This window comes from Flavobacterium granuli (assembly GCF_031456055.1).
GTDB classification, from domain to species: Bacteria; Bacteroidota; Bacteroidia; order Flavobacteriales; family Flavobacteriaceae; genus Flavobacterium; species Flavobacterium granuli_A.
In genome coordinates this window covers 85,995-111,763 of the sequence record NZ_JAVDTX010000008.1, presented here as the reverse complement: position 1 = coordinate 111,763, position 25,769 = coordinate 85,995, and the positions used below count along the sequence as shown (strand labels likewise).

Genomic DNA, 25,769 nt, shown 5'->3' with positions numbered 1-25,769 from the left:
ACCTAAATCAAAATATCACTTTCCAAATCAGATTTTTCTATTTCAAAATCAAAACCCAGTTGCTTCACTAATTGAATTACTAAATTTTTGTACCAATTCTCGGATTTGGGATGGATGTAGATTTTTTCAATTAATTGGGTGATATCCACACTTATTTTCAAACCGTCGTTTAGTTTGATATTACTTTCTGTTACGTCAGTGATGATGCGTACTTCACGTTCGTATTGAAAACTTTTTCGTTTGAATAAAAAAGGAAAAAACAAATCATCAAACGGAATGTATTCTTTTTTATAATCGATATAATTGACTTCGCCAATATATTGCTTGTAATTTTTTTCGGGAAGCAAGGCATCCTGAAGCCTTTTTACTGTGGATTGTATGGCTAATCCTTCACTATTTTGAGTAAAAATTTGCCACATGGCAAACGATTCATATTCATTGATGTGCCAACTACTGATAGCCACTTTTTCCCGATGCGTTTTGTAGTAATTTAAGAAATCAGGATTGTCCGTGGAAAGTTTTTTGATTTCCTCAAATGTTGGTTCGCTAAAAGTGCCTTCGTATTGATCCTCAAATTTATCTGAACGTGACATGAATAATTTTCGCGAAAGCAATAAATCCAAAAACTTCGACAAGTCCAGATATTTCCATACAATGGTATCTGAATCTTGTGGAAGTTTTATGTTAGGATTGTTTAGATACATAATTTATGGTTATGTTTTGTTAGGAAGTTTAGAAGGAAGGTTTATAGAGTTTAAAAGATTAGCTTAGAAACTCTATAAACCTTCTAAACTATTCAAACGACTGCATCGTTACAAGTTTATTATAAGTGCCATCCAAAGCGATAAGTTCTTCGTGTTTTCCTTGCTCCACTATTTTTCCTTTTTTCATTACCACAATAACATCTGCCTTTTGTATGGTCGAAAGACGATGTGCAATTACAATGGAAGTTCTGTTTTGCATCATATTTTCCAGAGCCACTTGCACAAATTTTTCGCTTTCCGTGTCCAAAGCTGATGTAGCTTCGTCGAGAATCATGATTGGAGGGTTTTTTAATACTGCACGAGCAATAGATAAGCGTTGTTTTTGACCTCCAGAAAGTTTATTTCCGCTGTCGCCAATGTTGGTATAAATTCCGGTTGGTAGTTCTTGTACAAATTCGTAAGCATTTGCTATTTTTAGGGCTTCGATGATTTCCTCGTCGGTGGCGTCAAGTTTTCCTAAGGCAATATTAGCTTTTATGGTGTCATTAAATAGGATGCTATCTTGCGTTACCAATCCCATTAATCCACGAAGCGATTGTAAATTCAAATCTTTTATCGCAACACCGTCGATAGTTATGTTTCCTTCATTTACATCATAAAAACGGGTAAGTAAATTAGCGATGGTACTTTTTCCACTTCCAGATTGACCCACTAATGCAACAGTTTGCCCTTTTTTTACGGTAAGTGAAAAATGCTTTAATACATTTTCATCTTCGTATTTAAAATTGATGTTTTGAATCTCAATTTCAGAATTGAAAGATGTTTTTTCTATAGCATCAATTTTACTGGTAATAGGATTTTCTTGATCTAGGATTTCTAAAATACGTTCTGCTGCCGCATTACCTCTTTTGATAGCATAAGATGCTTTTGAAATTGATTTTGCAGGAGTAAGGATGTTATAGGCCAATCCCATGTAGGTGATAAAAGCGGCGCCTTTTAATGTGTGTTCAATCAAAACCATGTGGCCTCCGTACCAAAGCAAAATAGCAATAACCATAATTCCCATAAATTCACTCATTGGAGAGGCAAGATTTTGCCTGTTGCCAATGCTGTTGGATAGAGTAAAAAAACGGTTGGTTGAATTTTGGAATACACTGTTGAAATAGTTTTCGGCGTTATATCCTTTTACAACTTTCAATCCACCAAGTGTTTCCTCTATGGTAGATAAAAATATTCCTTGTTCTTCCTGTGCTTTTGTTGACTTTCTTTTTAATTGTTTTCCTATGAGTGAAATGATATATCCGGAAACTGGAATAAAAATGAATACAAAAATCGTAAGTTTTACACTTATTGTAAACATCGTTACTATTGTAAAAATAATGGTTAGCGGCTCTTTTACGGCTAATTCCAGTATGGATAAAAAGGAATTTTGAACTTCATTGACATCTCCAGAAATTCTTGAAATGGTATCTCCTTTCCTTTTTTCCGAAAAAAAGGAAAGAGGTAAATCAAGAGTTTTTCTATACATCGCATTTCTTATGTCTTTCAGAATACCGTTTCTTAGGTGGGTAATGAAAAACATTGCAAAATAATCGGATAGATTTTTTAGTAAAAAGATGGTAATAATACCTGCTACCAATATGGATAATGTATAGCCAATTCCGTAAGCATCAGTTATTGATGTTAAGTAATAACTCAAAGAATCGGATAAGTAGTTTTTTAATTCCCAAACGCCTTTATATGTAGGGAGTGTATAGTTTTTTTTGGATTGCCCAAATAAAACATCCATCATGGGCATTAAGGATACAAATGAAAGTGTACCAAAAAAGGCGTATAGGATATTAAAAAATATGTTCATATAAGCATATTTCTTATACGGAATCACAAAAGGGAATATTCTTTTAAAATTGTTCATTAGCTCAATTGCATTGCAGTAATTATGTTTTTAATCTTTTCGTTCAAGACTTCTTCAACCTTAGTAAAATTAGCAACGCTGTCTAATTCGGTTTTTACGCTGATGTAAAATTTAATTTTAGGTTCAGTTCCACTTGGTCTGGCACATATTTTAGAACCATCTTCTGTATAATAAATCAATACATCAGATTTTGGTATATTCATAGTTTCTTCTTCACCAGTAAACAAGTTTTTGGCGATAGATGATTTGTAATCTTCCACCATTATAACTCTTTGACCATCGATTTCTTTCAAAGGATTTTGACGTAATGAAACCATCATCTGATTGATTTCGGCCAATCCTTCCATTCCTTTTTTGGTAATTGAAACCAAATGCTCTTTGTAGAAACCATAATCTACATAATATTGTAAAAGAGTATTGTAAACAGAACTACCTTTGGCTTTGGCTTGTGCAGCGACTTCGCAAATCAATAAAGTGGCCGCAACGGCATCTTTATCGCGAACGGCATCACCAACCATAAATCCAAAACTTTCTTCTCCACCACCAATAAATTGAAGTTCAGGAAAATCTTTAATCATTTTGGCAATCCATTTGAAGCCTGTCAATCCTACTTTACATTCTACACCATAAGCTGTTGCCAATTCCATAATCATCGGAGTGGAAACTATGGTAGAACCCACAAATTGTTTTCCATTTATTTTACCAGCTTTTTTCCATTGTTCCAATAGGAAAGCCGTCATCAAGATCATTGTTTGGTTTCCGTTCAATAAAATCAATTTGCCTTCGTTATTTCGAACAGCAACTCCCAAACGATCACAATCTGGATCGGTACCCACTACAATATCAGCGTTCAATTTATCGGCTAAGGCAATTGCCATTGTCAATGCTTCCGGCTCTTCTGGGTTTGGCGATTTTACGGTTGGGAAATTCCCGTCAGGTTTAGCTTGTTCCGGAACGATGTTTACATTGATATAACCCGCTTTTTCCAAAGTCGCAGGAACTGACATGATAGAAGTCCCGTGCAAAGAAGTAAATACAATGTTTAAGTTGTCTTTGGCTTCTTTTGGAGTATTGAAACTTGCATTTTCGACAGACGATTTCACAAAAGCTTCGTCAATTTCTGTGTCAATATATTTAATCAAACTTTCGTCTGCCGAAAATTTGATTTCGTTGTAATTTAAATTTTCAATAATATCAATGATCGCCCCATCTTGTGGAGGAACAATTTGTCCACCGTCTTCCCAATAAACTTTGTAACCGTTATATTCTGGTGGATTATGGGATGCTGTTAGAACAATACCACATTGACAACCTAAATATTTAAGGGCAAAAGACAATTCCGGAGTAGGTCTTAAGTCTGAAAATAAATAAACCTGGATTCCATTCGCAGAGAAAACATCAGCAACCACTTTGGCTAAAGATTGACTATTATGACGACAATCATAAGCAATTACAACTTTCAAAGCTTGTCCAGGAAAAACTGTATGTAAATAATTAGAAAGGCCTTGAGTGTTTTTTCCAAGCGTGTATTTGTTGATACGGTTGTTTCCAACGCCCATTACACCGCGCATACCGCCAGTTCCAAACTCCAAGTTTTTATAAAAACTCTCTTCTAATTCTTTTGGTGAAGTAGTCATCAATTCCTTAATAGCTACATGTGTTTCGTTGTCGAATGTTGGGGTTAACCATTCGTTTACTGCGTCTAAAATGTTTTGAGGTATATGCATTTTATATTTAGTTTAAGTTGTTAGTCTATTTTGCAAAAGCGAGGAGCTACTTCCTGCTATTCGCTGCAACCTTTTTTTCTTAAATCTTTTTTTCCAAGAACTGTCAGGAGCTTCCTCCGGTCGCTCTGCCCGTTCAGGAAAAAATGGATTTATTCAAAAAAGGATTTTCGCTGCTATCAGGGCTAGACCCGTAAAGAGAGAAATTTAGTTTTTGTATCTTATTTTAGTTTTATACTTGGTTCAGAAAAAGCAAAAAAAATTAAAAGTTTACTTCAGTCGAAACCTTGTAACGTTCCTCGTTGTTTTTGGTTCTCAAAATAATTTCTCCCAGAAATCCTGCCAAAAATAATTGAGTTCCCAAAATCATTGTTGTCAATGCAATGAAAAACCAAGGATTGCTAGTGACTAAGCTATATTTCATTCCCATATACATATGGTATAGTTTTGAAACTCCAATATATCCAGCCAATAAGAATCCAAGAATAAACATAAAGGAACCAATTGCTCCAAATAAATGCATTGGTCTTTTTCCAAATCGGGAAAGAAACCAAATTGTTATCAAATCCAAGAAACCATTGATGAAACGTTCCATTCCAAATTTGGTTTCACCATATTTTCTTGCTTGGTGTTGCACTATTTTTTCTCCAATTTTTCCAAAACCGGCATTTTTGGCCAAAACAGGAATATATCGGTGCATTTCACCAGATACTTCAATGTTTTTTACGACTACATTTTTATAGGCTTTCAGTCCACAGTTAAAATCATTCAATTCAACCCCAGATGTTTTTCTAGCAGCCCAATTAAATAATTTCGAAGGAAGATTTTTGGCTACAACAGAGTCGTAACGTTTCTTTTTCCAACCCGAAACTAAATCATATTTTTCTTTGGTAATCATTTCGTATAAGCTTGGAATCTCATCTGGGCTGTCTTGTAAATCTGCGTCCATCGTGATAATCACATCGCCTTTTGCTTTGGCAAAACCAGCATGCAAAGCTTGTGATTTTCCAAAGTTTTTCATGAACTGAATTCCTTTTACGTTTGGATTCTCATTAGCAAATCCTGAAATGATATTCCAAGATTCATCTGTACTTCCGTCATCTAAGAAAATGATTTCATAACTATAATTGTTAGATTTCATTATTGAAATGATCCAAGTGTACAATTCTTGTAGGGATTCCTCTTCGTTAAGAAGTGGTATGAGTATTGATAAATTCATTATTTGTATTCTTGTTGTGTAGTTTTGCTTTTAAAAAAGGCAGCTAAAATTAATCCTAAAATAGAGTAAAGGGCAAGACTGAAGACGAATCCTTTTAGTTGTTCTAAAGTTGAAAAAGGATTGGATTCTCTCATTTTTGCTAATGCCTCATTTACTGAAGAGGCTGGTGTTCCGAATTTTTGTAGCATTTCAGCCATATATTTTATGAGATATTCGCTTATAGTTTCTTTTGCTGCTGGGTCAATTACATTAAATAATAAAATACTGAATAATGTTGAAATTAAAAGAGCTGCTAGAACGGTAATAAAATAAGTTGTAAATGCATCTTTAAAGGAGAAAGAATCATTAAGGTCTTTTTTTGTTTTTACAAGTAATATGATGCCAACAATCAAGTTAATTACAAATATTGATGGTCCTATCCAGTTCGAAACAAATAATTTCAAGTCAATTGCATACATCGTAGCAGTAATTAACGCTAAAATAACACCTAAGGTAATTCCATAAGTAATCCCGTTCTTTTTTATAACTTCATTAATCATATTTTCTATATGTTTTAAAATTAATCCACAAATATAGCAATTCCCAATATAATGGAGTGCAAAAAAAATTTTTGAAGTCATTTAAAAAAAAGTTAGGTAAAGGTTTGTGTATTAAAAAATAAGTGTAAATTTGCAAACTCAAAATAATATTGTAAAACAAAAAGTTATAACGCGTTTATACCTTTTCTGTTAGAAGAAAAGCTTCAAGACAAGTTATAATTAACAAATAAAAAAGATTCAAGATGAAAAAAGGTGTACACCCAGAAAATTACAGATTAGTTGCTTTTAAAGACATGTCAAATGAAGATGTTTTTATCACTAAATCTACTGCTGATACTAGAGAAACTATTATTCACGAAGGTGTTGAATATCCAGTTGTAAAAATGGAGATTTCTAGAACTTCTCACCCTTTTTACACAGGTAAATCTAAACTTATCGATACTGCAGGACGTATTGATAAATTCAAAACTAAATACGCTAAACACGTTAAATAATTTTAACTGTTTTCAAATACATCAAAAGCCTCGTAATTTGCGAGGCTTTTTTTATGAAAATTTGCCTCATGTTCTTATTACATGGGATTCCATAACCTGCAAACATTTAAAAATAGTTGTAACTTTGCGGCGATAACCAAATCACATTTTAACAATTTACAATTTAATTTATGAATTACATACTTTTTGACGGTCCGTCTCGAAATGCTTTGTTGCCCTTTACTTTTACACGTCCTGTTGCCGATATTCTTGTTGGTATTATGACGATTCGTCAAAAATGGGAAGCGCATTTGGGATCTACAACTACAACCGTGACTGAGGAATATTTGTCAGAAAAATTTCCAATGGTAGAGTTGGAGGAAAATGTAATGATTAATGCTTCTTTTTTGCCAACTACTCTTTTGGCAGAAATGGTTAGTAATCTAGGACCTAATCAGGCTATTTTTAAAGGGGATGATATTATAGCTTTTTATACGAATGACGAACAAGAATCAGTAGATTTTGATACTTATGAGATTTTAGAATACAATGAGGATTGTATTACTATTGAAAATACTTGGGATATTTTTTCTAAGAATGACGTGGCTATTCGTGAAGATTTTGAGTTTTTGACAGCCGATAGAAAATCGCAGTCAATACCCAAAAGCGTCAATGTAATTGCACCTGAAAATATTTTTATTGAAGAAGGAGCCAAATTAGAGTTTGTTACTTTGAATGCTTCGAACGGACCTATATATATAGGTAGGGATTCTGAAATAATGGAAGGATCTATCATTCGTGGACCATTTGCTTTATGCGAAAATGCACAAGTAAAAATGGGAGCCAAAGTCTATGGGGCAACAACTGTAGGGCCTTATTCCAGAATTGGTGGTGAGGTGAAAAACTCAGTACTTTTCGCTTACTCCAATAAAGGGCATGATGGATTTCTTGGGGATTCAGTTTTAGGAGAATGGTGTAATATAGGAGCAGATAGTAATAATTCTAATCTGAAAAATAATTACGAAGAAGTAAAATTGTGGAGTTATGAAACCGAAGGTTTTGCTAAAACAGGTCTTCAGTTTTGTGGATTGATGATGGGAGATCATAGTAAATGTGGAATTAATACTATGTTTAATACGGGGACAGTAGTAGGAGTGAGTGCTAATATTTTTGGAAGTGGTTTTCCTCGCAATTTTGTACCAAGTTTTTCTTGGGGTGGGGCAACTGGTTTTACTACGTATGTTACTAAAAAAGCTTTTGAAACAGCAAGATTAGTTATGGGTCGCAGAAATATAGATTTTGATGAAAAAGAAGCTGCCATTTTGGAACATATTTTTGAGGAATCAAAAAAATGGAGAAAAGATTGATTCAATGTCATAATTAGTCAATGTGGCATTAGATAATTTAAATAGAACCAATATTTGCATTTTGTAGGTATTGGTTCTTTTTTTGTTTGAAAACAAATGATTTAGCTGAGAAAATCTAATTGGCAAATTGCCACATTAAGAATTGGCACATTCTCTAATTAAATCTATCTTTGCACCTTCAAAAAATAATGGCTAGGAGATCTAATAATCTAAGTAGTCTAATAATCTAAAAATCTAAATGATTACAATTAACGATATTTCGGTTCAATTTGGGGGAACTACACTTTTTAGTGATGTTTCTTTTGCAATAAATGAAAATGATAAAATTGCCCTTATGGGTAAAAATGGTGCTGGTAAATCAACACTTTTAAAAATTATTGCAGGACAAGGTAAGCCTTCTACAGGAAGTGTTTCTGTGCCAAAAGAAGCTGTTGTTGCTTATTTGCCACAGCATTTATTGACTACTGATGGAGCTACAGTAATGGAAGAGGCTTCAAAAGCTTTTGGTGAAATTTTCAGTATGAAAGCCGAAATCGATGAAATTAATGAGCAATTGACTATTCGTACCGATTATGAAAGTGATGGGTACATGAAATTAATAGAAAGAGTTTCGGATTTAAGTGAGAAATTCTACGCAATTGAAGAAGTGAATTATGAAGCCGAAGTTGAGAAAATTTTAATTGGTTTAGGTTTTGTTCGTGAAGATTTTACCCGCCAGACTTCAGAATTTTCAGGAGGTTGGAGAATGCGAATCGAATTGGCTAAAATCCTTTTGCAAAAACCCGATTTAATTTTACTGGATGAGCCTACCAATCACATGGATATCGAAAGTATTCAATGGTTAGAAGATTTCTTGATCAATTCAGCCAAAGCGGTAGTGGTAATTTCACACGATAGGGCTTTTGTGGATAATATTACCAATCGTACTATTGAGGTGACAATGGGGCGTATTTATGATTACAAAGCAAAATATACTCATTACTTGGAGTTGAGAAAAGACCGTCGTTTGCATCAGCAAAAAGCCTATGATGAGCAACAAAGAATGATTGCAGATAATAGAACTTTTATCGACCGTTTTAAAGGGACATTTTCTAAAACTGATGCAGTTCAGTCAAGAGTGAAAATGTTAGAAAAACTAGTTATTGTGCAAGTTGATGAAGTGGATACTTCGGCATTGAAATTAAAATTCCCGCCTGCAGCTCGTTCGGGACAATATCCTGTTATTGTAAAAGATATGTCTAAATCATATGGAGATCATGTGGTTTTCAAAGATGCTAATATTGTTATAGAGAGAGGTCAAAAAGTGGCTTTTGTAGGTAAAAATGGGGAAGGAAAATCAACAATGATCAAAGCCATAATGAAAGAGTTTGGTCCTGATAGTGGCTCTGTTGAAATTGGTCATAATTCGCAAATCGGATATTTTGCTCAAAACCAAGCAGCTTTATTGGATGAAAATGCTACTATTTTTGAAACGATAGATGATATTGCTGTTGGTGATGTAAGAACACAAATAAAGAATATTCTCGGGGCTTTTATGTTTCATGGTGATGATATTACCAAAAAAGTTAAGGTGCTTTCTGGAGGAGAAAAAACACGTTTGGCGATGATTAAATTATTGTTAGAACCAGTGAATTTATTAATTCTGGATGAGCCTTCAAATCACTTAGACATGAAAACCAAAGATATTATTAAGGACGCTTTACGTGACTTTGATGGGACTTTAATTCTGGTTTCTCACGACCGTGATTTCCTTGATGGATTGGCAACAAAAGTTTTCGAATTTGGGAATAAACGTGTTGTAGAGCATTTTGAAGATATTACTGGTTTCTTGGCTCACAAGAAAATGGATAGCATGAAAGAAATTGAAAAATAAATTTTATATTTCTTTTTAAAACGAGAAAGGCAGGAGTTTAATTTCTCCTGCCTTTCTCGTTTTATGTTTTTAAAGAAATGTTATAAATATTTTTATAAGCGTATTCCTGGTGGAAGTAATTCTTTATAGATTGTATTTTTTTTAAAAAAAGTAACAATTTTTGGTAGAATGGGCACTACTTTTAATTTTTTTTCAAGAGCAATTTCCATGATGCTTTTAAGGAAATTAGAAATAAATTCTTCATCATCGTAGCCTTCGGGAACATTAATCTTGGTTAAAAATATTTTTTTCTCCTGAAAAGAATATTCAACAGAAACTATTCCGGTTTCTACTTTTGTTTCAAATTGTCGTGCAAAAGCATTGTCTTTAATTTCTAGCTTTAAAATGGTTTCCATATTTGTTTTTATTAATACAGGGAATAACTATTTGTTATTCAGTGTGCAAAGGTAATTATTTGATAATCAGTAAAAAATGTTTTTATGATTTACTTATGAAACTAAATTATGGGACTCTTATATTTGCGGATTGAGCTTATTTTTTTCTTTTTGGAATTTAAAGATGTAAAGTCTGTATGTGAGAATAAATATTTAATTTTAAAAAATGGTATGATAATTATTCATATCGATTAATGTTAGAATAGTTATGAATAAGATTCCAGTTTATTTTATGCCAGGCCTAGCAGCAAGTGTTGCTATTTTTGAAAGAATAAATCTTCCTGACTCAGAATTTGAAATGTTTTTTTTAGAATGGGAAATTCCATTGGAGAAAGAATCTTTACTGGACTATGCCAAGCGTATGACGCAAAAAGTTAAGCATAAAAATCCAGTCTTGATAGGTGTTTCTTTCGGAGGTATTTTGGTTCAGGAAATGTCGCATTTTATTCAGGTAAGGAAAGTTATAATTATTTCCAGTGTAAAAAGTAATTTGGAGTTCCCTAAAAGAATGTTGATTGCAAAAAGTACAAAAGCTTATAAGTTAATCCCAATAGGTTTGGTTCAAAATATTGAAAGCTTGGCTAAATTTTCTTTTGGTAAAAAAGTAAATGAAAGACTTAAATTATATGAAAAATTTCTTTCGGTTCGAGATAAACGATATTTAGATTGGGCTATAGAGCAGGTTATTTTATGGGATAGAACTGCCGTTGATAAAAATGTAATACATATTCATGGAGACGAGGATGATGTTTTCCCGATTCGAAACATTGCTAATTGTATTGTTGTAAAAGGGGGGACTCACGTTATGATTTTGATGAAGTGCAAATGGTTAAATGCAAATTTGCCTAAGATTATCCTAGATAATTATAAAGAGGGTGAAGGATTGCAGTAATTACTGAAGTAAAAAATATATTAATTAGTCGTGAAGCTTTTTTTGCTAGATAAAGATTTCATGAGATTTTCATTAATGTCTTTACTAAAGTAATTGTAGCTGCTAATGATGGCTTCTTTGATTGGAGTTTTTATTTTTGTTTTATCCTCAAAATGCTTGATGTTTACAACTTTTTTGTTTTCATCAATAAAAATTGACGTTGGAAACCCTAAAGTATGCTTTATCGTTGCTACAATGTGGGAATCTTTCGAATAGTATTCATTGGCATAACATACTTTAATATTATCGCTAAATTTGTAAGCGATTTTTTTAAGATCATTTTTTTTATCCCAAAATACTACAATAAATTGGACATCATCTCGATGTTCTTTAGCTAATATATTCAAAGCAGGGATTTCTCCTTTGGGGATTACACACCAAGAAGCGTAAGTGATAATAAAAATAGGTTTGGAGATTCTATTTATTTTTACGTTTTTTTCTTTGTAAACTTTCAAACTGAAATCATCAAATTTTGTTCCGATGAGTTTGTTTTTTACTAAGGAATCAAAAAGTTTTTTTCCTTCCTCTACGTTTCTTTTTTCGTAAGCGCTATTGCTTGCTCTTTTATAAGGGCTTATATTTTCTTTTATGGCATCTGTTAGGTATGTAATTGTGTCTTGACAATAGGAGGTTGTTAGGGATAAAGACAAAATTAGTGTAAGTAAAAATCTGCGCATAAATCAGTAGGTATAAAACGGTTAGCTAAAATATCGCCTTTGAATTTAATAACGCAAAAATAACGTTGAATAGCGTATTAATCCGATGTAATACTTATGATGTAAAAAAAGTCATCCTAAAACAAGAATGACTTTTATAATGTGATGAAAATAAGAGTTTTAAACTTAGATGTTTATATTTTTTTCATTTGCTCTTTCATCATGGTAATCTGGTCTTTAAGCATGTTTTGCTTGTCTAATTTTTTAGCCTCATTCAATAAAGTAGTAGCTTCCAATTTTCTTCTGCGAGTCATTGCGACACCGGCTAAGTTCAATTTGGCAACAGCCAAATCCATATCCATTGATAATCCCAGTTCAATTGCTTTTTTGAAATATTTTTCAGCTTGATTGATGTTCGTTTGCGAAAGCATAATTCCATGTAAGTAATTGAAGTATCCTTGCTGTTTTCTAACTAAAGCAGTTTCTGGATTTTTGATGTATGATAACCATTTTTTAGCTCCTTCAAAGTCTTGTTTTCTTAATTTTAAAAAGGCAAGTAGAATAAGTTCGTTTTTGAAATATAAAAAAACTGGAATTCCAGACAATAAAATAAGGAAAATTCCGTTACCAATATTACTTTCTGTAAATTGCCAAATGCTAGTGATTATAATAAGTCCAGCGAGAATAAGTTTGATATTTTTATGAAACATAATGTATAAAGATTTATGGTTACAAAGATAGTAAAAGGATTTAAAAATATTTTTTAAAAACTACTTGCCAGAAAAAAAAGTCTTTGTATATTTGCACTCGGTTTTAGAATAATGGTTATTCGAAAATAAATAGATACTTAATTAAGATTTTTAAACATACAAAGCAATGAGCAAAAGAACATTTCAACCATCGAAAAGAAAAAGAAGAAATAAACACGGATTTATGGACAGAATGGCTTCTGCTAATGGAAGAAAAGTTCTAGCGCGTAGAAGAGCTAAAGGAAGACATAAATTGACTGTTTCTAGCGAACCAAGACATAAAAAATAATGTTTGTATAAACATTTATAAGGCGTTACTTTTTTTTAGTATCGCCTTTTTTTATACCCAAGCGTTACTGCTGTATTAAGTTTGAAATTTGAGTTTTTCTAACAAATTTTAAATTTTAAGTGATAAAAACAACAACAACTACAATACATAATAAAATGCCAAAAGATACATCTATAAAATCAGTTTTAATAATAGGTTCAGGTCCGATAGTTATTGGTCAAGCGTGTGAATTTGATTATGCAGGTTCACAGTCAGCCCGTTCCATTCGTGAAGAAGGGATTGAAGTAATCTTAATCAATTCCAATCCTGCGACAATTATGACCGACCCATCTATGGCGGATCATGTTTATTTGAAACCATTAACGACAAAGTCTATTATTGAGATCCTTAAAGCACATCCGCAGATTGATGCGGTGCTTCCAACAATGGGAGGACAAACGGCTTTGAACTTATGTTTGGAAGCGGATGAAAAAGGAATTTGGCAAGATTTCGGGGTACGATTAATAGGTGTTGATGTTAATGCTATTAATATTACCGAAGACAGAGAGCAGTTCAAACAGCTTTTAGAAAAAATAAATGTTCCTACTGCTCCGGCTAAAACGGCTACTTCTTTTTTGGAAGGAAAAGAAATTGCTCAGGAATTTGGATTTCCATTAGTGATTCGTCCTTCATTTACACTTGGTGGAACTGGAGCGGCTTTTGTGCATAGTAAAGAAGAATTTGACGAAAAACTAACCTACGGATTAGAAATGTCACCAATTCATGAAGTTTTGATTGACAAAGCTTTGTTAGGTTGGAAAGAATATGAATTGGAGTTATTGAGAGATAAAAATGACAATGTTGTAATTATCTGTTCTATCGAAAATATGGATCCAATGGGAATTCATACTGGGGATTCGATTACTGTAGCGCCAGCAATGACGTTATCGGATACAACATTCCAGAAATTACGTGATTACGCGATATTGATGATGCGTAGTATCGGAAACTTTGCAGGTGGTTGTAACGTGCAGTTTGCTGTTTCTCCAGACGAAAAAGAAGATATCGTTGCAATTGAAATCAATCCTCGTGTGTCTCGTTCATCTGCTTTGGCATCAAAAGCGACAGGTTATCCAATTGCAAAAATTGCTTCTAAATTAGCTTTAGGATACAATTTAGATGAATTACAAAATCAAATTACAAAATCTACTTCGGCTCTTTTTGAACCGACTTTGGATTATGTGATTGTAAAAATACCACGTTGGAACTTTGATAAATTTGAAGGAGCTGACAGAACTTTGGGACTTCAAATGAAATCGGTAGGAGAGGTAATGGGAATTGGACGTTCGTTCCAAGAAGCTTTACACAAAGCCACCCAATCATTGGAAATCAAAAGAAATGGTTTAGGTGCTGACGGAAAGGGATATACAAACTATGAGCAAATTATCGAGAAACTAACTTTTGCAAGTTGGGATCGTGTTTTCGTAATTTATGATGCTATTGCAATGGGAATTCCATTGAGTCGTATTCATGAAATTACTAAAATTGATATGTGGTTCTTGAAACAATACGAAGAGCTTTATGTTTTAGAAAAAGAAATTTCGAACTATAAAATTTCAAGTCTTCCAAAAGAGTTATTACTTGAAGCTAAACAAAAAGGTTTTGCCGACAGACAAATTGCACACATGATGAATTGTCTGGAAAGTGAAGTGCATTCTTTGCGTATGACAATGGATATTAATCGTGTATTTAAATTGGTTGATACTTGTGCGGCCGAGTTTCAAGCTAAAACTCCTTATTATTACTCTACTTTTGAGGCTGAAATTGAAAAAGCTAATGGAGAACGTTATGTTGATAATGAAAGTATTGTTACCGATAAAAAGAAAATTGTTGTTTTAGGTTCAGGACCAAACCGAATTGGACAAGGAATTGAGTTTGATTATTCTTGTGTCCACGGGGTTCTTGCGGCCAAAGAATGTGGTTATGAAACCATCATGATTAACTGTAATCCTGAAACGGTTTCGACTGATTTTGATACTGCCGACAAATTGTATTTCGAGCCGGTATTCTGGGAACATATTTATGATATCATCCAACACGAAAAACCAGAAGGTGTTATCGTGCAATTAGGAGGTCAAACAGCTTTGAAATTGGCCGAAAAATTGTCTAAATATGGAGTAAAAATTATTGGAACTAGTTTTGATGCCTTGGATTTAGCCGAAGACAGAGGACGTTTCTCTGATTTATTGACAGAATTACACATTCCTTTTCCACAATTTGGAATTGCTGAAACGGCTGATGAAGCTTCAGCTTTAGCCGATACATTGGATTTTCCATTATTGATTCGTCCTTCTTATGTATTGGGAGGTCAGGGAATGAAAATCGTGATCAATAAAAAAGAATTAGAAGAACATGTTATCAACTTATTGAAACAGATTCCAGGTAATAAATTACTTTTAGATCATTATTTGGCAGGAGCAATCGAAGCCGAAGCGGATGCGATTTGTGATGCAGACGGGAATGTTTATATTATAGGTATTATGGAGCATATCGAGCCTTGTGGAGTTCACTCGGGAGATAGTAATGCGACTTTGCCTCCTTTTAACTTGGGTGAATTTGTAATGCAACAAATTAAAGATCACACTGTGAAAATCGCTAAAGCTTTAAAAACAGTAGGTTTGATCAACATTCAGTTTGCGATAAAAGACGATACCGTTTATATTATTGAAGCAAATCCTAGAGCTTCGAGAACAGTTCCATTTATTGCAAAAGCTTATGGTGAGCCTTATGTGAACTATGCTACAAAAGTAATGTTAGGACATAATAAAGTAACAGATTTTACTTTTAATCCACAATTAAAAGGATACGCAATTAAACAACCGGTTTTCTCTTTTAGTAAGTTCCAAAATGTAAACAAAGCATTAGGACCAGAGATGAAATCAACTGGAGAAAGTATCTTGTTTATCGATGACTTGAAAGATGATCAATTCTACGAATTGTACTCTAGAAGAAAAATGTATTTGAGTAAATAAGCTCGAGTTTAGATATTGAAAAAGCCCCGTTTGGGGCTTTTTTTTATTGGATCAGGGTTTGGATTATTCTCATTTTTCACGCATAAAATCAAAAGCTCCCTTGCGAAGTTGTATTCCGTATTCGAGATAAGCTTTCATACAAGCGAGAAAATTTGCCCAGCCTTCTGTGTTTCCTAGAGCCCATCTCAGGTTGGCTTCATTGTATGTTTTTCCGTCTTCGGTCACTTTTACGACAGTGCTTTTATCGGGTTGTTCTTCTAGTATAATTTTTACGACGGTTTCTTTGTCCCAAACAAATGAAACCGAACGATTGATTTCAGTCTTGATGTCTTTTACCGGAACTTCTACAGGGAATTCGGGAAATTTCCAAATCAATTCTTTTCCTGTTTCTAGGGGTCCATTACTTTCAGATATAAAATAATTTGTCATTTTTTCGGGATTTATAATTCCTTCAAAAACTTCTTCAATCGGTTTTTGTATTTGTATGGTTGCTTTTGCTATTAGTTGCATAAAATTAAAATTTTGTAATTATTTCTTTTTGAGTTTCTCCTTAAAAAAATCAATGGTTCGAGACCAAGATAATGTTGCTGCTGCTTCGTCATATCGAGGAGTGGTATTGTTATGAAAACCGTGGTTTACTCCGGGATAAAAATAAGCGGTATGTTCGACTTTATTCTTTTTAAGAATGGCTTCATAAGCAGGCCAACCTTCATTGACACGGGTGTCTAACTCGGCATAATGCAACATGATTGGTGTTGTGATTTTTTCTGCTTCTTCTGTAGTGGGTTGTCCTCCATAATAAGGAACTGCCGCGGATAAAGTCGGGATTTTGACCGCCATCATATTGGAAATCCAACCTCCAAAACAAAATCCTACTACGCCTACATAACCATTACAGTCTTTATGTGATTTTAGGTATTCGTAGGCTGCAATAAAATCTTCGAGCATTTCTTCTCGGGTGCGTTTCTTTTGAAGTTCCCTTCCGGCATCATCATTTCCGGGATAACCTCCAAGTGGAGATAGTGCATCGGGAGCCAAAGTAATAAAACCTTCCACAGCTGCTCTTCTTCCTACATCTTCAATGTATGGATTCAGTCCTCGATTCTCATGAACAACAATTATTCCCGGTAATTTTTTTTGAGTATCTGTAGGTTGTGATAAAAGGCCTTTGATCGCTCCACCGCCTTTTGGAGATTGATAGGTTATATATTCCGATTTTATTCTTGGATCATTGGGTTTGATTGTGATGGAATCCACATAATTAGGAGTCATAAAACTAAGAAGTGACGGTACGGTTAAGCTTCCTATTGCAAACAGGGACAGTTTTTCTATAAATTGCCTTCTCTCGATTTTATTATGGGCATAGTCATCATATAGATCAAAAATTTCCTGACTGATATCTTCCTTGGTTAGTTTTTTCATGGTTTTTTATTTGATCCAACTAATTTAGAAAAAAAAGCGATTGTTTTTGCAATATTGATTATTGCGCATTGGTGAATTTTTATTGCTAAGCAATATTTTCAAGTCCGCCTGGAAAAGGTCTATAAGCGTAATAATGCAAGACTTCTTCAATTGCCATTTTTAAGGCTTCATTGATGGGAAGTAAAGTAATTCCAAGTCTCTGATCAATTTGTGTTAACCGCATATAATAGTCCGAAAAAATAGGAACATACAATCCTTTGCTAATGGCTACTTCGGTATTGTTGTAGTTTTCCTGTTGGTTCTCTTTTATGATTTTGCAAGTATTTAATCGTAGTTCGCCATATTTGTCTCTACTTGCGGCATAGCCAAAAAGTCTACAAATTAATCCACGGTATTTATAGTCTGTACATCTACCATTTTTATTGTCTGTAGCTGAAAGCGATTGGTATAAATGACAAAAAGTATTGGTTTTGGTATTTAGTTCTTCTAAAACAGCTTCGGCTTTTCCATTTAAAAATAAATAAAAGGCCCATGGTAAAAATTCTAAAGGGGAGGCATCTATATTTGGTTTTGAACAGCACTGACCACAACCTGTAAGACAATGTAAATTTGTTTTTGATTTGAAATTAGTTATTTCATTCTCTAGGCGGTCAAATAATTCTTCAACCAATTGAACTTTATGTTCTATAGACATTATTTTTTGTCTAATGTACACTATTAAATACGGTTAAGTGCATAATTTGGTTTTACTTACTCTTTTATTAAAGATTAAAGATATTTATTTGGATCAAACTATTAATTTCAAATTTGGTTTAACCGTATTGTACTACATATTTGAAAAAATCCATCAAAATCATATAAAAGCGCTCTGGTTTTAATTGTGAGGTTTTAAAAAAAAGCTTCAATTTTTGTCTTAAAATGTGAATAATGGTAATTTATATTGGTGTTAAAAATTTAAATGTAAAAAATTGATAATCAGTTGATTTATTTTAAAATTTAAATAAACTTATTGGTTTTTTTAATTAAATTTACAGACCCTTTCTAGAGATAGCTTAATCTAAATATTTTGGTACTTTAAATATTTAAGCTATGAAAAAAAACGTATTGGTCGTATGTTGTTTTTTCCTGATAATAAGTTGTAAAAAAGAAGAGTCTAAAGAAATTGACGAAGCAGTTATTTCTGATGATAGCATTACTAATTCGGTTGAATTTGCAGATTCTAAATACGCAGAAATTGGCAAAAAAACACTCGCCGCTATGGAAAAAGGCGACATGGATAGTTGGATGGGGATTTATGCCGACAGTGCAGTTTATGTATGGAATAGTGGAGACAGTTTGGTTGGTAAGCCTGCAATTGCATCTTACTGGAAGCAAAGAAGAGCCAATGTAATTGAAACCATCAAATTCAGTGATGCTATATTTTTACCGATTTTGGTAAATGAACCTCAAAGCGTCGAGGCAAAAGGAGTTTGGCTACTGTCTTGGTATAAAACAACAGCAAAGTATAGAAATGGGAAAGAAATGACTCAGTGGATACATACAGATTATCATTTTGATTCACATGATAAAGTGGATCGAGTTGTTCAATATATAGATAAAGCAGCTATAAATGCAGCTTTGCCAAAGTAAATTTAATTGTTAATTGGTTGGTGGAAATAAAAAACGATGCTCACGTGTCGTTTTTTATTTTTTTTGTGTCTAAATGAACTTAGTTTAATATAAATTTTGTTCGGTAATTTAACAAATGGAAGGCTTTAAAAGCATTTCTATACTTTAAAACTAAAAACATTTCTTTACTTTTGCGGTAATTAATATTTGAGCTATGTACAAGATTTTTATACGCCCTATTCTTTTTTGTTTTGACCCTGAAAAAGTGCATCACTTTACCTTTTCACTAATTAGAATAGTTTCAAAAATTCCTGGATTCCCTTCTCTTTTTAGATTATTATATCAAGTAAATGACAAAAGATTAGAAACGGAAGTTTTTGGTTTAAAGTTTAAAAACCCTGTTGGTTTAGCGGCTGGTTTTGATAAAAATGCGGTTTTGTATAAAGAACTGTCTAATTTTGGTTTTGGTTTTATTGAAATAGGAACACTTACCCCAAAAGGACAGCCCGGAAATGATAAAAAAAGAATATTTCGTTTAGTGGAAGATTCGGCAATCATTAATAGAATGGGATTTAATAATGGAGGTGTTCAGGAAGCAGTTGAACGTTTAAAGAAAAATAACGGTGTACTCATAGGAGGAAATATCGGGAAAAATAAAGTGACATTAAACGAAGATGCCACCTCAGATTATGAGATTTGTTTTGATGCTTTGTATGATTATGTTGATTATTTTGTTGTCAATGTAAGTTCTCCAAACACACCAAATCTTAGAGCATTACAGGAAAAAGAGCCACTTACTCAATTGCTTCAAACTTTGCAGAATAAGAATTTGGCGAAGCCAAAGCAAAAGCCAGTACTACTTAAAATTGCTCCAGATCTTACCGATGAGCAATTACTTGATATTATTGATATTGTAAAAGAAACTAAAATTGCAGGTGTAATCGCAACCAATACAACAATTTCTCGAAGTGATTTGAATTCTGAAAATCAAACAGAAACGGGTGGGTTATCTGGAAAACCATTGACATCGCGATCTACTGAAGTGATTCGTTTTCTGTCTCAAAAAAGTAATAAAGCATTTCCAATTATTGGAGTGGGAGGAATACATTCTGCAGAGGATGCCTTAGAGAAATTAGAAGCAGGTGCTAGTTTAATCCAATTATATACGGGCTTTATCTATGAAGGGCCAGTATTAGTAAAGAAAATTAACAAAGCAATTTTGTCGAAAAAATAGCAGGATAACGATTTTTCTTTCTTTGTAACTCAAAACCTTTTTTATATATTTGAAGGTTATGAAGGCAATAAAAATTATCGAGTGTCCACGAGACGCTATGCAGGGCATAAAAGCTTTTATTCCTACCGAAAGAAAGGTAGCTTATTTACAATCTTTATTGCGCGTAGGTTTTGATACCATTGATTTTGGGAGTTTTGTTTCGGCGAAAGCCATACCTCAAATGCAAGATACTGCCGAAGTTTTAGAGCAACTTGATTTATCCAAAACAACAAGTAAATTGTTGGCTATTGTAGCCAATTCACAAGGAGCAACTCTTGCTTCTGAACATGCCGCTATTCAATATTTAGGCTTTCCTTTTTCGATTTCCGAGAATTTTCAAATGCGAAATACACATAAAACAATAGCCGAATCATTGGTGACACTAGATGAGATTTTAAATCTTGCCGATAAGACCAATAAAGAAACTGTGGCTTATCTTTCGATGGGTTTTGGAAATCCATATGGAGATCCTTGGAACGTTGAAATTGTAGCACAATGGACCGAAAAATTGGCTTCAATGGGAGTGAAAATTTTATCACTTTCGGATACTGTAGGGAGTTCTACACCTGACGTAATTGATTATTTGTACTCTAATTTAATTCCTCAATATCCTCAAATTGAATTTGGCGCCCATCTTCATACAACACCCGATAAATGGTTGGAGAAAATTGATGCGGCTTATAAGGGAGGTTGTCGTCGTTTTGATGGTGCAATTCAAGGTTTTGGAGGATGCCCAATGGCTACTGATAAATTGACGGGGAACATGCCTACCGAGAAGTTACTCTCGTATTTTACTGTTCAAAAAGAAAATACCAATTGCAGTCCAATGAGTTTTGAAAGTGCCTATAATGAGGCTTCAAAAATATTTGGTGAATTTCATTGATATTAGTTTGTTTTTGTGTTTAAGTTGTTAATATTTAGATCGTTTAAGTTTTTTCGTTACTTTAGTGTAGTTCGAAAGACTATTGGAAATGGCTTTCTAAAATTAAAATAACGAGATATGAAATTTCCTTTTTTCAAAAAGATTATTTTAATTGCTACACTAGGGTATTGCCTTTTTTCGTGTAGTAGCGACTTGGACTTTAATCAAGCAGAAGATTTTAATATCCAGCCAGTGTTTACTACTAATCTTGCCTATTTTGAAAAGAAAGCTCCAGAGTTTATTATTGGCGGGACAGAGCAGTCTTTCTTTCAGCATACTTCTAATGTCGATTTTTTTAATACTTCTTTTGTTGAAGAAGATTTGGTAAAAGCCGAGTTATATTTCAGAATAAAAAACACCATTGCTAGAGAATATATTTTTAATATTATTTTTTTGGATGTTAATGGAGTACCTGTCAATAGTGGTATTAAAATTGATGTTCCTGCCTATAACGGTGCCGAAGTGTTAGTAGAAAAAACTGTGACATATACGGCTGCTGATGTGGATATTTTAAAGAGAACAACTCAAATGATGTTTTCAATTACGATGCTTCCAGGTCCACCATTAACAGCTAACAGTCAAGGAAGATTTGAGTTGAGTTCAAGTATAACTGCTTATTTTGACGTGGAATGAGAAAAATAGCTATCCTTTTATGTCTGTCCGTTTCTTTTTATTGTTTTTCTCAAAATAAAGAAGTTTTATACAATTTCACTCCTCAACCTCAAAGTTTATTGCTAAATCCTGGGGCGGATGTGAAATACAAATGGTTTTTTGGAGTCCCGTTGTTGTCTGGAATATCAGCAAATGCCGGTTCTACAGGATTTGATGCTTATAATTTATTTGCTAATGATGGGGTAGATTTTACTACCAAAGCAAAAAGTGTTTTGGCTTCAACCAGCAGGAACGATTATGTCACTGCTAATCAACAGTTGGAAATATTTACAGCTGGTTTTAGAGTGGGTGGAGAAGAAAGTAAATCATATGTTTCTTTTGGGATGTATCAAGAATTCGATTCCTTTATTTATGTTCCAAAAGATTTGGCCATTTTGTCTTTCTATGGTAATAAAGATTATATAGGAAAGTCATTTGATTTGGGTGATTTGAGCGCAAAAGCTGAAGTCCTATCTGTCTTTCATTTAGGCTTTAATAAACAGCTTAATGAAAAACTCATACTCGGAATTCGAGGGAAAATTTATTCTAGTGTTTTTAATGCCACATCAATCCATAATTCTGGATATTTTTATACCTATCAAGGTTCTGATTTGATTTATAATCAAGAGATCCAATCCAATTTGCAGCTCAACACTTCTGGAGCAGCTAAATATTTGGACGAAAATTATGAAGGAGACTTGGGAAGTGATTTAAAGAATGATATTCCAAAGAAAGCTTTTTTAGGTGGAAATTTAGGTTTGGGATTGGATTTAGGGCTTACTTATTACCCTAAAAAAAATATTCAGATAACAGCGAGCATTGTAGATATTGGTTTTATAAGCCACACGAAAGATGTTGTAGACTATACTTTTAAAGGGAGTTATGTTTTCGAAGGTGTTATTACAGATTTTAATGATGATGGAACAATAGATAATGCTTACGAGGATTTTAAGGAGGCGATTCCTTTGGATACCATATATAATAAGTACACTACTTGGCGGCCTTTGAAATTTTATTCGTCTTTTGAATATTCATTTGAAGAGGAAAGACAAGAGGAATGCGATTGTGCAACCGATGAAGATTCTTTGTATCGAAGTGCAGTTGGTGCACAGCTTTTTGCAATGTCAACGCCTAGAGCTCCCATGTTAGCTTTGACGGGGTATTACAGAAGAAGAATTTTAAAAGGATTGCAAATGAAAGCCACTTACACCATCGATTCCTATTCCTTTTCAAATATAGGTTTGGGATTGACGACCAAGATTGGAGTGGTTAATTTTTATGCGATGGCCAATAATCTTCTTGCCTATAGTGATGTTTCCAAAGCAAATGCGCTCACGTTTCAAATAGGGTTTAATATAATATCGGGGGGAAGTAGTAAATAAAGGAATCAGTTCATAGATTTCTCTTTTCTTCTTCTGAAAAACTTAAAAATTTCAATCCAAAGCACACAAACGAATCCAACCAAGATACTTAAGCCAATTTGTAATAACGTAATACTTTCAAACTGGAAGAATCTTCTAAAGACAGGAGTGATTAATAGTAAGCTCGTTATCAATACCGTTATCCCAATAATGAGTGGAACCAAATTATTTTTGTATTTTAAAGTGGTGAATATCGAATAATAGAAGGAGCGATTAGCTAGTGTTAGGAAAATATTGGAAGCTATCAATGTTAGAAAAATGCTGGTTCTGGTAGTGTTTTCAGTATAATCTAATTTTGTACAATATTGATACATTAATAAAAGGCCAAGCGTTATTACAAGTCCTTGTACAATACTAATCGTAATTTCTTTTAGGTTGAAAAAAGTATTGGTAAAAGGACGCGGCTTTTGTTTCATCAGGTTGGGCTCCATAGGTTCATTTTCATAAATTATGGAGCAGGTTGGCCCCATAATAATTTCTAAAAAAATAATATGAACAGGTGAAAAAATATTGGGATATATCCATCCTAAAACCAGCGGAATAAACACAATCAGAATAATAGGAATGTGGATTGAGATAATGTATTGAATGGCTTTTTTTAGATTGATGTATATTTTTCGTCCCATTGCTATGGCCTCTGTCATTTTGGAAAAATCGTCATCAATCAAAATTAAATTCGCCGCTTGTTTGGCAATTTCGGTTCCTTTCTTTCCCATGGCAATACCGATATGTGCCGATTTTAATGCGGGACCATCATTGACACCATCTCCTGTCATGGCTACAATTTGGTCGTTTTCTTTCAGGGCTTTTATGATTTTTAATTTGGCTTCAGGAAACATTCTTGTAAAAATATTGGTTTCCATAACCTTCTCTCTCAAGGTAGCATCATCCATTGTCATGAGTTCGTCTCCGTTTAGTATTTTTCCAGAGTTTCTAAAACCAATTTGATTAGCAATGGTCGCCGTTGTCAAGGCATTGTCTCCCGTGACGATTTTTACTTGAATTCCTGCTTTATAAAAAGTTTCGAAGACTTCTTTTATATTGGCTTTCGGAGGATCATAAAAGGCAATAAGTCCTTTGAAATCAAATGAAAATTCTTGCTGTGTTTTTGGATAATCAGTTCCTGAAAAATTGGCTACGCCAACTCCCAAAACCCGATAGCCTTTTTCAGCCATCGATTGCATGGCGCTTAGGATTTGATTGGTTTGTTTTTCTGATAATTTTGAACAGGCGATTAAGGCTTCGGGAGCACCTTTGGCCGCTATGATTCGGTCTCCGTTTTTATTTTCAAAAAGATGGGTCATCATTGGCGGTTTTCCGCTTAAAGGATATTCGTGAACCATTCTGTAATTGGGGCGCTCATCTTTGATTCCCATTTTTGCGTAAGCATCGTGCAGCGCCATTTCCATTGCATCAAAAGGTATTGGTTCACTGGCCCACATCGAAAGACTTAATAATTCAGTTTCTTTTATGGATAAATCGCTATTCAAATTATCATTGAATGATCCCTCTTCGAATAAATACCATTGTGCCAGACTCATTTTGTTTTCGGTGATAGTTCCAGTCTTGTCTGTGCATATCACGGTTGCACTTCCAAGTGTTTCCACTGTTTTTGTTTGTTTGACTATGATTCCGCTTTTCATCAATCGCCAGGCACCTAAAGCCATGAATGTAGCAAATGCAATCGGAATTTCCTCGGGAATAATGCTCATCGCTAAGGTTAATGCTTTTAATAAACTGTCCAAAAGAATTCGGGAATTATAAAAATTAATTCCCCAAACCAGAAGAAAAACCACTAATCCAACAAGAGACATTTTGGTAACAAAATTTCCAATTTGAATCTGTAAAGGCGTTTTCTCTTCGGTAATATCATCCAGACTTTCCCCAATTTTGCCTAATTGTGTTTGACTTCCTATCGCAGTTACTTTACAAATAGCCAAACCTGAGGCGACAATCGTTCCCTGGAATACTTGATTGTTTTCACTTTTTTCACTTTTAAAAACTGCTAATGATTCTCCCGTAATTATCGATTCGTTTACCGAAAAATCGTTCGACTGAATGATAATTCCATCTGCAGGAATAAAGGTTCCCTCTTCACATTGGATGCAATCACCCAAGACAATTTCCTCGGAGGGTATTTCTATAAGTTCACCATCTCGAATTACTTTGCTTTTGGGTTGCGTTAATTTATTCAGAGCTTCAATAGCGTTCCGGCTCTTGGATTCCTGATAAAGTGAAATGGTGGAAACCAGTAAAATTGCTGCTGTCATAAAAATCCCGTTACCAAAATCGGCAGTGATAAAGTAAATACTGGTAGCAGTTAGCAATAATAAAAACATTGGTTCTTTAACCATTTCTATTATGGAAGAAAGTATGTTGTTTTTCTTTTGGTGTTCTATGGAATTTAAGCCGTTTTTGATTCTGGATTGTTCAACTTCAACTTTGTTTAATCCTGAAATAGAGCCGTTTGCTGTTGACATAATTAAGAGGTGAGGTTGTAAATAAAATAAGGCTTTAACTTATTTTTACCATGCAAGTTAAAAATAAAACGGGCTAGTTAAGTGTTTTTTAGCTTAAGATTGTCTATA

Annotated in this window: 23 protein-coding genes; 11 read left to right on the top strand and 12 right to left on the bottom strand. The window is 33.7% G+C overall.

Features of this window, described 5'->3' with window-relative positions; translation table 11 throughout:
• Positions 1-2: 2 nt before the first annotated feature.
• The 5 genes from J2W95_RS16210 to J2W95_RS16190 all read right to left on the bottom strand — a co-directional run bounded on the left by J2W95_RS16210 (position 3) and on the right by J2W95_RS16190 (position 6,182).
• The gene (locus tag J2W95_RS16210) at positions 3-704 is read right to left on the bottom strand and encodes a DUF2971 domain-containing protein (protein ID WP_310008864.1); all 702 of its coding nucleotides are present in this window, start codon (positions 702-704) and stop codon (positions 3-5) included.
• An 88-nt stretch (positions 705-792) separates the two neighbouring features.
• Positions 793-2,619, bottom strand: coding sequence for an ABC transporter ATP-binding protein (locus J2W95_RS16205; protein WP_310008862.1), 1,827 nt, complete (start codon positions 2,617-2,619; stop codon positions 793-795).
• Positions 2,619-4,346 carry a phospho-sugar mutase gene (locus tag J2W95_RS16200; protein ID WP_310008860.1) on the bottom strand — a complete coding sequence of 576 codons (1,728 nt, stop codon included), beginning with the start codon at positions 4,344-4,346 and terminating at the stop codon, positions 2,619-2,621. Before J2W95_RS16200 ends, J2W95_RS16205 begins: the two co-directional genes overlap by 1 nt.
• A gap of 259 nt (positions 4,347-4,605) precedes the next feature.
• Positions 4,606-5,562: a glycosyltransferase family 2 protein gene (locus J2W95_RS16195; RefSeq protein ID WP_310008858.1), complete on the bottom strand. Its 957-nt coding sequence runs from the start codon at positions 5,560-5,562 to the stop codon at positions 4,606-4,608.
• A complete protein-coding gene (locus J2W95_RS16190) occupies positions 5,562-6,182 on the bottom strand; it encodes a DUF4199 domain-containing protein (protein WP_310008856.1) in 621 nt (206 codons plus the stop codon). Before J2W95_RS16190 ends, J2W95_RS16195 begins: the two co-directional genes overlap by 1 nt.
• 161 nt (positions 6,183-6,343) lie before the next feature.
• Between J2W95_RS16190 and J2W95_RS16185 the strand changes: the two genes are divergently transcribed.
• The 3 genes from J2W95_RS16185 (at position 6,344) to J2W95_RS16175 (ending at position 9,814) form a co-directional block, all read left to right on the top strand.
• Positions 6,344-6,595 (top strand): type B 50S ribosomal protein L31, encoded by a 252-nt coding sequence (locus J2W95_RS16185; RefSeq protein ID WP_116797397.1) that lies wholly within the window; start codon positions 6,344-6,346, stop codon positions 6,593-6,595.
• A 170-nt stretch (positions 6,596-6,765) separates the two neighbouring features.
• On the top strand, positions 6,766-7,941 hold the full coding sequence (locus J2W95_RS16180; RefSeq protein WP_310008853.1) for a GlmU family protein: 1,176 nt from the start codon (positions 6,766-6,768) through the stop codon (positions 7,939-7,941).
• A gap of 238 nt (positions 7,942-8,179) precedes the next feature.
• Positions 8,180-9,814, top strand: coding sequence for an ABC-F family ATP-binding cassette domain-containing protein (locus tag J2W95_RS16175; RefSeq protein ID WP_310008851.1), 1,635 nt, complete (start codon positions 8,180-8,182; stop codon positions 9,812-9,814).
• A gap of 92 nt (positions 9,815-9,906) precedes the next feature.
• Here the strand turns inward: J2W95_RS16175 and J2W95_RS16170 are convergent, their stop codons facing one another.
• The gene (locus J2W95_RS16170; protein ID WP_310008849.1) at positions 9,907-10,209 is read right to left on the bottom strand and encodes a GNAT family protein; all 303 of its coding nucleotides are present in this window, start codon (positions 10,207-10,209) and stop codon (positions 9,907-9,909) included.
• Between the two features lie 247 nt (positions 10,210-10,456).
• Here J2W95_RS16170 and J2W95_RS16165 point away from each other — a divergent pair, with 247 nt between their 5' ends.
• Positions 10,457-11,140, top strand: a complete 684-nt coding sequence (locus J2W95_RS16165; RefSeq protein WP_310008847.1) for an alpha/beta hydrolase — start codon at positions 10,457-10,459, stop codon at positions 11,138-11,140.
• Positions 11,141-11,160: 20 nt separating this feature from the next.
• Here the strand turns inward: J2W95_RS16165 and J2W95_RS16160 are convergent, their stop codons facing one another.
• Both J2W95_RS16160 and J2W95_RS16155 read right to left on the bottom strand, forming a co-directional pair.
• The gene (locus tag J2W95_RS16160) at positions 11,161-11,856 is read right to left on the bottom strand and encodes a TlpA family protein disulfide reductase (RefSeq protein ID WP_310008845.1); all 696 of its coding nucleotides are present in this window, start codon (positions 11,854-11,856) and stop codon (positions 11,161-11,163) included.
• A gap of 173 nt (positions 11,857-12,029) precedes the next feature.
• Positions 12,030-12,545: a DUF2892 domain-containing protein gene (locus J2W95_RS16155; protein WP_310008843.1), complete on the bottom strand. Its 516-nt coding sequence runs from the start codon at positions 12,543-12,545 to the stop codon at positions 12,030-12,032.
• 166 nt (positions 12,546-12,711) lie between these two features.
• Between J2W95_RS16155 and rpmH the strand changes: the two genes are divergently transcribed.
• Both rpmH and carB read left to right on the top strand, forming a co-directional pair.
• On the top strand, positions 12,712-12,873 hold the full coding sequence (rpmH, locus tag J2W95_RS16150; protein WP_008464848.1) for a 50S ribosomal protein L34: 162 nt from the start codon (positions 12,712-12,714) through the stop codon (positions 12,871-12,873).
• Positions 12,874-13,028: 155 nt separating this feature from the next.
• Positions 13,029-15,884 carry a carbamoyl-phosphate synthase large subunit gene (gene carB, locus J2W95_RS16145; RefSeq protein ID WP_310008842.1) on the top strand — a complete coding sequence of 952 codons (2,856 nt, stop codon included), beginning with the start codon at positions 13,029-13,031 and terminating at the stop codon, positions 15,882-15,884.
• A 69-nt stretch (positions 15,885-15,953) separates the two neighbouring features.
• On the opposite strand, the gene J2W95_RS16140 is transcribed toward carB, so the two are convergent.
• From J2W95_RS16140 to J2W95_RS16130, 3 genes are all read right to left on the bottom strand, one after another.
• On the bottom strand, positions 15,954-16,394 hold the full coding sequence (locus tag J2W95_RS16140) for an SRPBCC domain-containing protein (RefSeq protein WP_310008840.1): 441 nt from the start codon (positions 16,392-16,394) through the stop codon (positions 15,954-15,956).
• Positions 16,395-16,412: 18 nt separating this feature from the next.
• The gene (locus J2W95_RS16135; RefSeq protein WP_310008838.1) at positions 16,413-17,306 is read right to left on the bottom strand and encodes a dienelactone hydrolase family protein; all 894 of its coding nucleotides are present in this window, start codon (positions 17,304-17,306) and stop codon (positions 16,413-16,415) included.
• An 85-nt stretch (positions 17,307-17,391) separates the two neighbouring features.
• Entirely contained in the window at positions 17,392-18,000 is a 609-nt protein-coding gene (locus J2W95_RS16130; protein ID WP_310008836.1) for a YkgJ family cysteine cluster protein, read from the bottom strand.
• Between the two features lie 395 nt (positions 18,001-18,395).
• Here J2W95_RS16130 and J2W95_RS16125 point away from each other — a divergent pair, with 395 nt between their 5' ends.
• The 5 genes from J2W95_RS16125 to J2W95_RS16105 all read left to right on the top strand — a co-directional run bounded on the left by J2W95_RS16125 (position 18,396) and on the right by J2W95_RS16105 (position 23,142).
• Positions 18,396-18,935, top strand: coding sequence for a nuclear transport factor 2 family protein (locus J2W95_RS16125; protein ID WP_310008833.1), 540 nt, complete (start codon positions 18,396-18,398; stop codon positions 18,933-18,935).
• A 193-nt stretch (positions 18,936-19,128) separates the two neighbouring features.
• On the top strand, positions 19,129-20,148 hold the full coding sequence (locus tag J2W95_RS16120) for a quinone-dependent dihydroorotate dehydrogenase (RefSeq protein ID WP_310008831.1): 1,020 nt from the start codon (positions 19,129-19,131) through the stop codon (positions 20,146-20,148).
• A 58-nt stretch (positions 20,149-20,206) separates the two neighbouring features.
• Positions 20,207-21,070, top strand: a complete 864-nt coding sequence (locus J2W95_RS16115) for a hydroxymethylglutaryl-CoA lyase (RefSeq protein WP_310008829.1) — start codon at positions 20,207-20,209, stop codon at positions 21,068-21,070.
• Positions 21,071-21,187: 117 nt separating this feature from the next.
• Positions 21,188-21,742, top strand: coding sequence for a hypothetical protein (locus tag J2W95_RS16110; protein ID WP_310008827.1), 555 nt, complete (start codon positions 21,188-21,190; stop codon positions 21,740-21,742).
• Positions 21,739-23,142 carry a DUF5723 family protein gene (locus tag J2W95_RS16105; protein WP_310008824.1) on the top strand — a complete coding sequence of 468 codons (1,404 nt, stop codon included), beginning with the start codon at positions 21,739-21,741 and terminating at the stop codon, positions 23,140-23,142. Before J2W95_RS16110 ends, J2W95_RS16105 begins: the two co-directional genes overlap by 4 nt.
• 5 nt (positions 23,143-23,147) lie before the next feature.
• On the opposite strand, the gene J2W95_RS16100 is transcribed toward J2W95_RS16105, so the two are convergent.
• Entirely contained in the window at positions 23,148-25,661 is a 2,514-nt protein-coding gene (locus J2W95_RS16100; protein WP_310008822.1) for a cation-translocating P-type ATPase, read from the bottom strand.
• Between the last annotated feature and the right edge of the window lie 108 nt (positions 25,662-25,769).

What these genes read in the sequence shown, in the direction of transcription:
- J2W95_RS16210 (WP_310008864.1), bottom strand. Translation starts at nt 704, where the DNA reads ATGTATCTAAACAATCCTAACATAAAACTTCCACAAGATTCAGATACC.
- J2W95_RS16205 (WP_310008862.1), bottom strand. Translation starts at nt 2,619, where the DNA reads ATGAACAATTTTAAAAGAATATTCCCTTTTGTGATTCCGTATAAGAAA.
- J2W95_RS16200 (WP_310008860.1), bottom strand. Translation starts at nt 4,346, where the DNA reads ATGCATATACCTCAAAACATTTTAGACGCAGTAAACGAATGGTTAACC.
- J2W95_RS16195 (WP_310008858.1), bottom strand. Translation starts at nt 5,562, where the DNA reads ATGAATTTATCAATACTCATACCACTTCTTAACGAAGAGGAATCCCTA.
- J2W95_RS16190 (WP_310008856.1), bottom strand. Translation starts at nt 6,182, where the DNA reads ATGACTTCAAAAATTTTTTTTGCACTCCATTATATTGGGAATTGCTAT.
- J2W95_RS16185 (WP_116797397.1), top strand. Translation starts at nt 6,344, where the DNA reads ATGAAAAAAGGTGTACACCCAGAAAATTACAGATTAGTTGCTTTTAAA.
- J2W95_RS16180 (WP_310008853.1), top strand. Translation starts at nt 6,766, where the DNA reads ATGAATTACATACTTTTTGACGGTCCGTCTCGAAATGCTTTGTTGCCC.
- J2W95_RS16175 (WP_310008851.1), top strand. Translation starts at nt 8,180, where the DNA reads ATGATTACAATTAACGATATTTCGGTTCAATTTGGGGGAACTACACTT.
- J2W95_RS16170 (WP_310008849.1), bottom strand. Translation starts at nt 10,209, where the DNA reads ATGGAAACCATTTTAAAGCTAGAAATTAAAGACAATGCTTTTGCACGA.
- J2W95_RS16165 (WP_310008847.1), top strand. Translation starts at nt 10,457, where the DNA reads ATGAATAAGATTCCAGTTTATTTTATGCCAGGCCTAGCAGCAAGTGTT.
- J2W95_RS16160 (WP_310008845.1), bottom strand. Translation starts at nt 11,856, where the DNA reads ATGCGCAGATTTTTACTTACACTAATTTTGTCTTTATCCCTAACAACC.
- J2W95_RS16155 (WP_310008843.1), bottom strand. Translation starts at nt 12,545, where the DNA reads ATGTTTCATAAAAATATCAAACTTATTCTCGCTGGACTTATTATAATC.
- rpmH (WP_008464848.1), top strand. Translation starts at nt 12,712, where the DNA reads ATGAGCAAAAGAACATTTCAACCATCGAAAAGAAAAAGAAGAAATAAA.
- carB (WP_310008842.1), top strand. Translation starts at nt 13,029, where the DNA reads ATGCCAAAAGATACATCTATAAAATCAGTTTTAATAATAGGTTCAGGT.
- J2W95_RS16140 (WP_310008840.1), bottom strand. Translation starts at nt 16,394, where the DNA reads ATGCAACTAATAGCAAAAGCAACCATACAAATACAAAAACCGATTGAA.
- J2W95_RS16135 (WP_310008838.1), bottom strand. Translation starts at nt 17,306, where the DNA reads ATGAAAAAACTAACCAAGGAAGATATCAGTCAGGAAATTTTTGATCTA.
- J2W95_RS16130 (WP_310008836.1), bottom strand. Translation starts at nt 18,000, where the DNA reads ATGTCTATAGAACATAAAGTTCAATTGGTTGAAGAATTATTTGACCGC.
- J2W95_RS16125 (WP_310008833.1), top strand. Translation starts at nt 18,396, where the DNA reads ATGAAAAAAAACGTATTGGTCGTATGTTGTTTTTTCCTGATAATAAGT.
- J2W95_RS16120 (WP_310008831.1), top strand. Translation starts at nt 19,129, where the DNA reads ATGTACAAGATTTTTATACGCCCTATTCTTTTTTGTTTTGACCCTGAA.
- J2W95_RS16115 (WP_310008829.1), top strand. Translation starts at nt 20,207, where the DNA reads ATGAAGGCAATAAAAATTATCGAGTGTCCACGAGACGCTATGCAGGGC.
- J2W95_RS16110 (WP_310008827.1), top strand. Translation starts at nt 21,188, where the DNA reads ATGAAATTTCCTTTTTTCAAAAAGATTATTTTAATTGCTACACTAGGG.
- J2W95_RS16105 (WP_310008824.1), top strand. Translation starts at nt 21,739, where the DNA reads ATGAGAAAAATAGCTATCCTTTTATGTCTGTCCGTTTCTTTTTATTGT.
- J2W95_RS16100 (WP_310008822.1), bottom strand. Translation starts at nt 25,661, where the DNA reads ATGTCAACAGCAAACGGCTCTATTTCAGGATTAAACAAAGTTGAAGTT.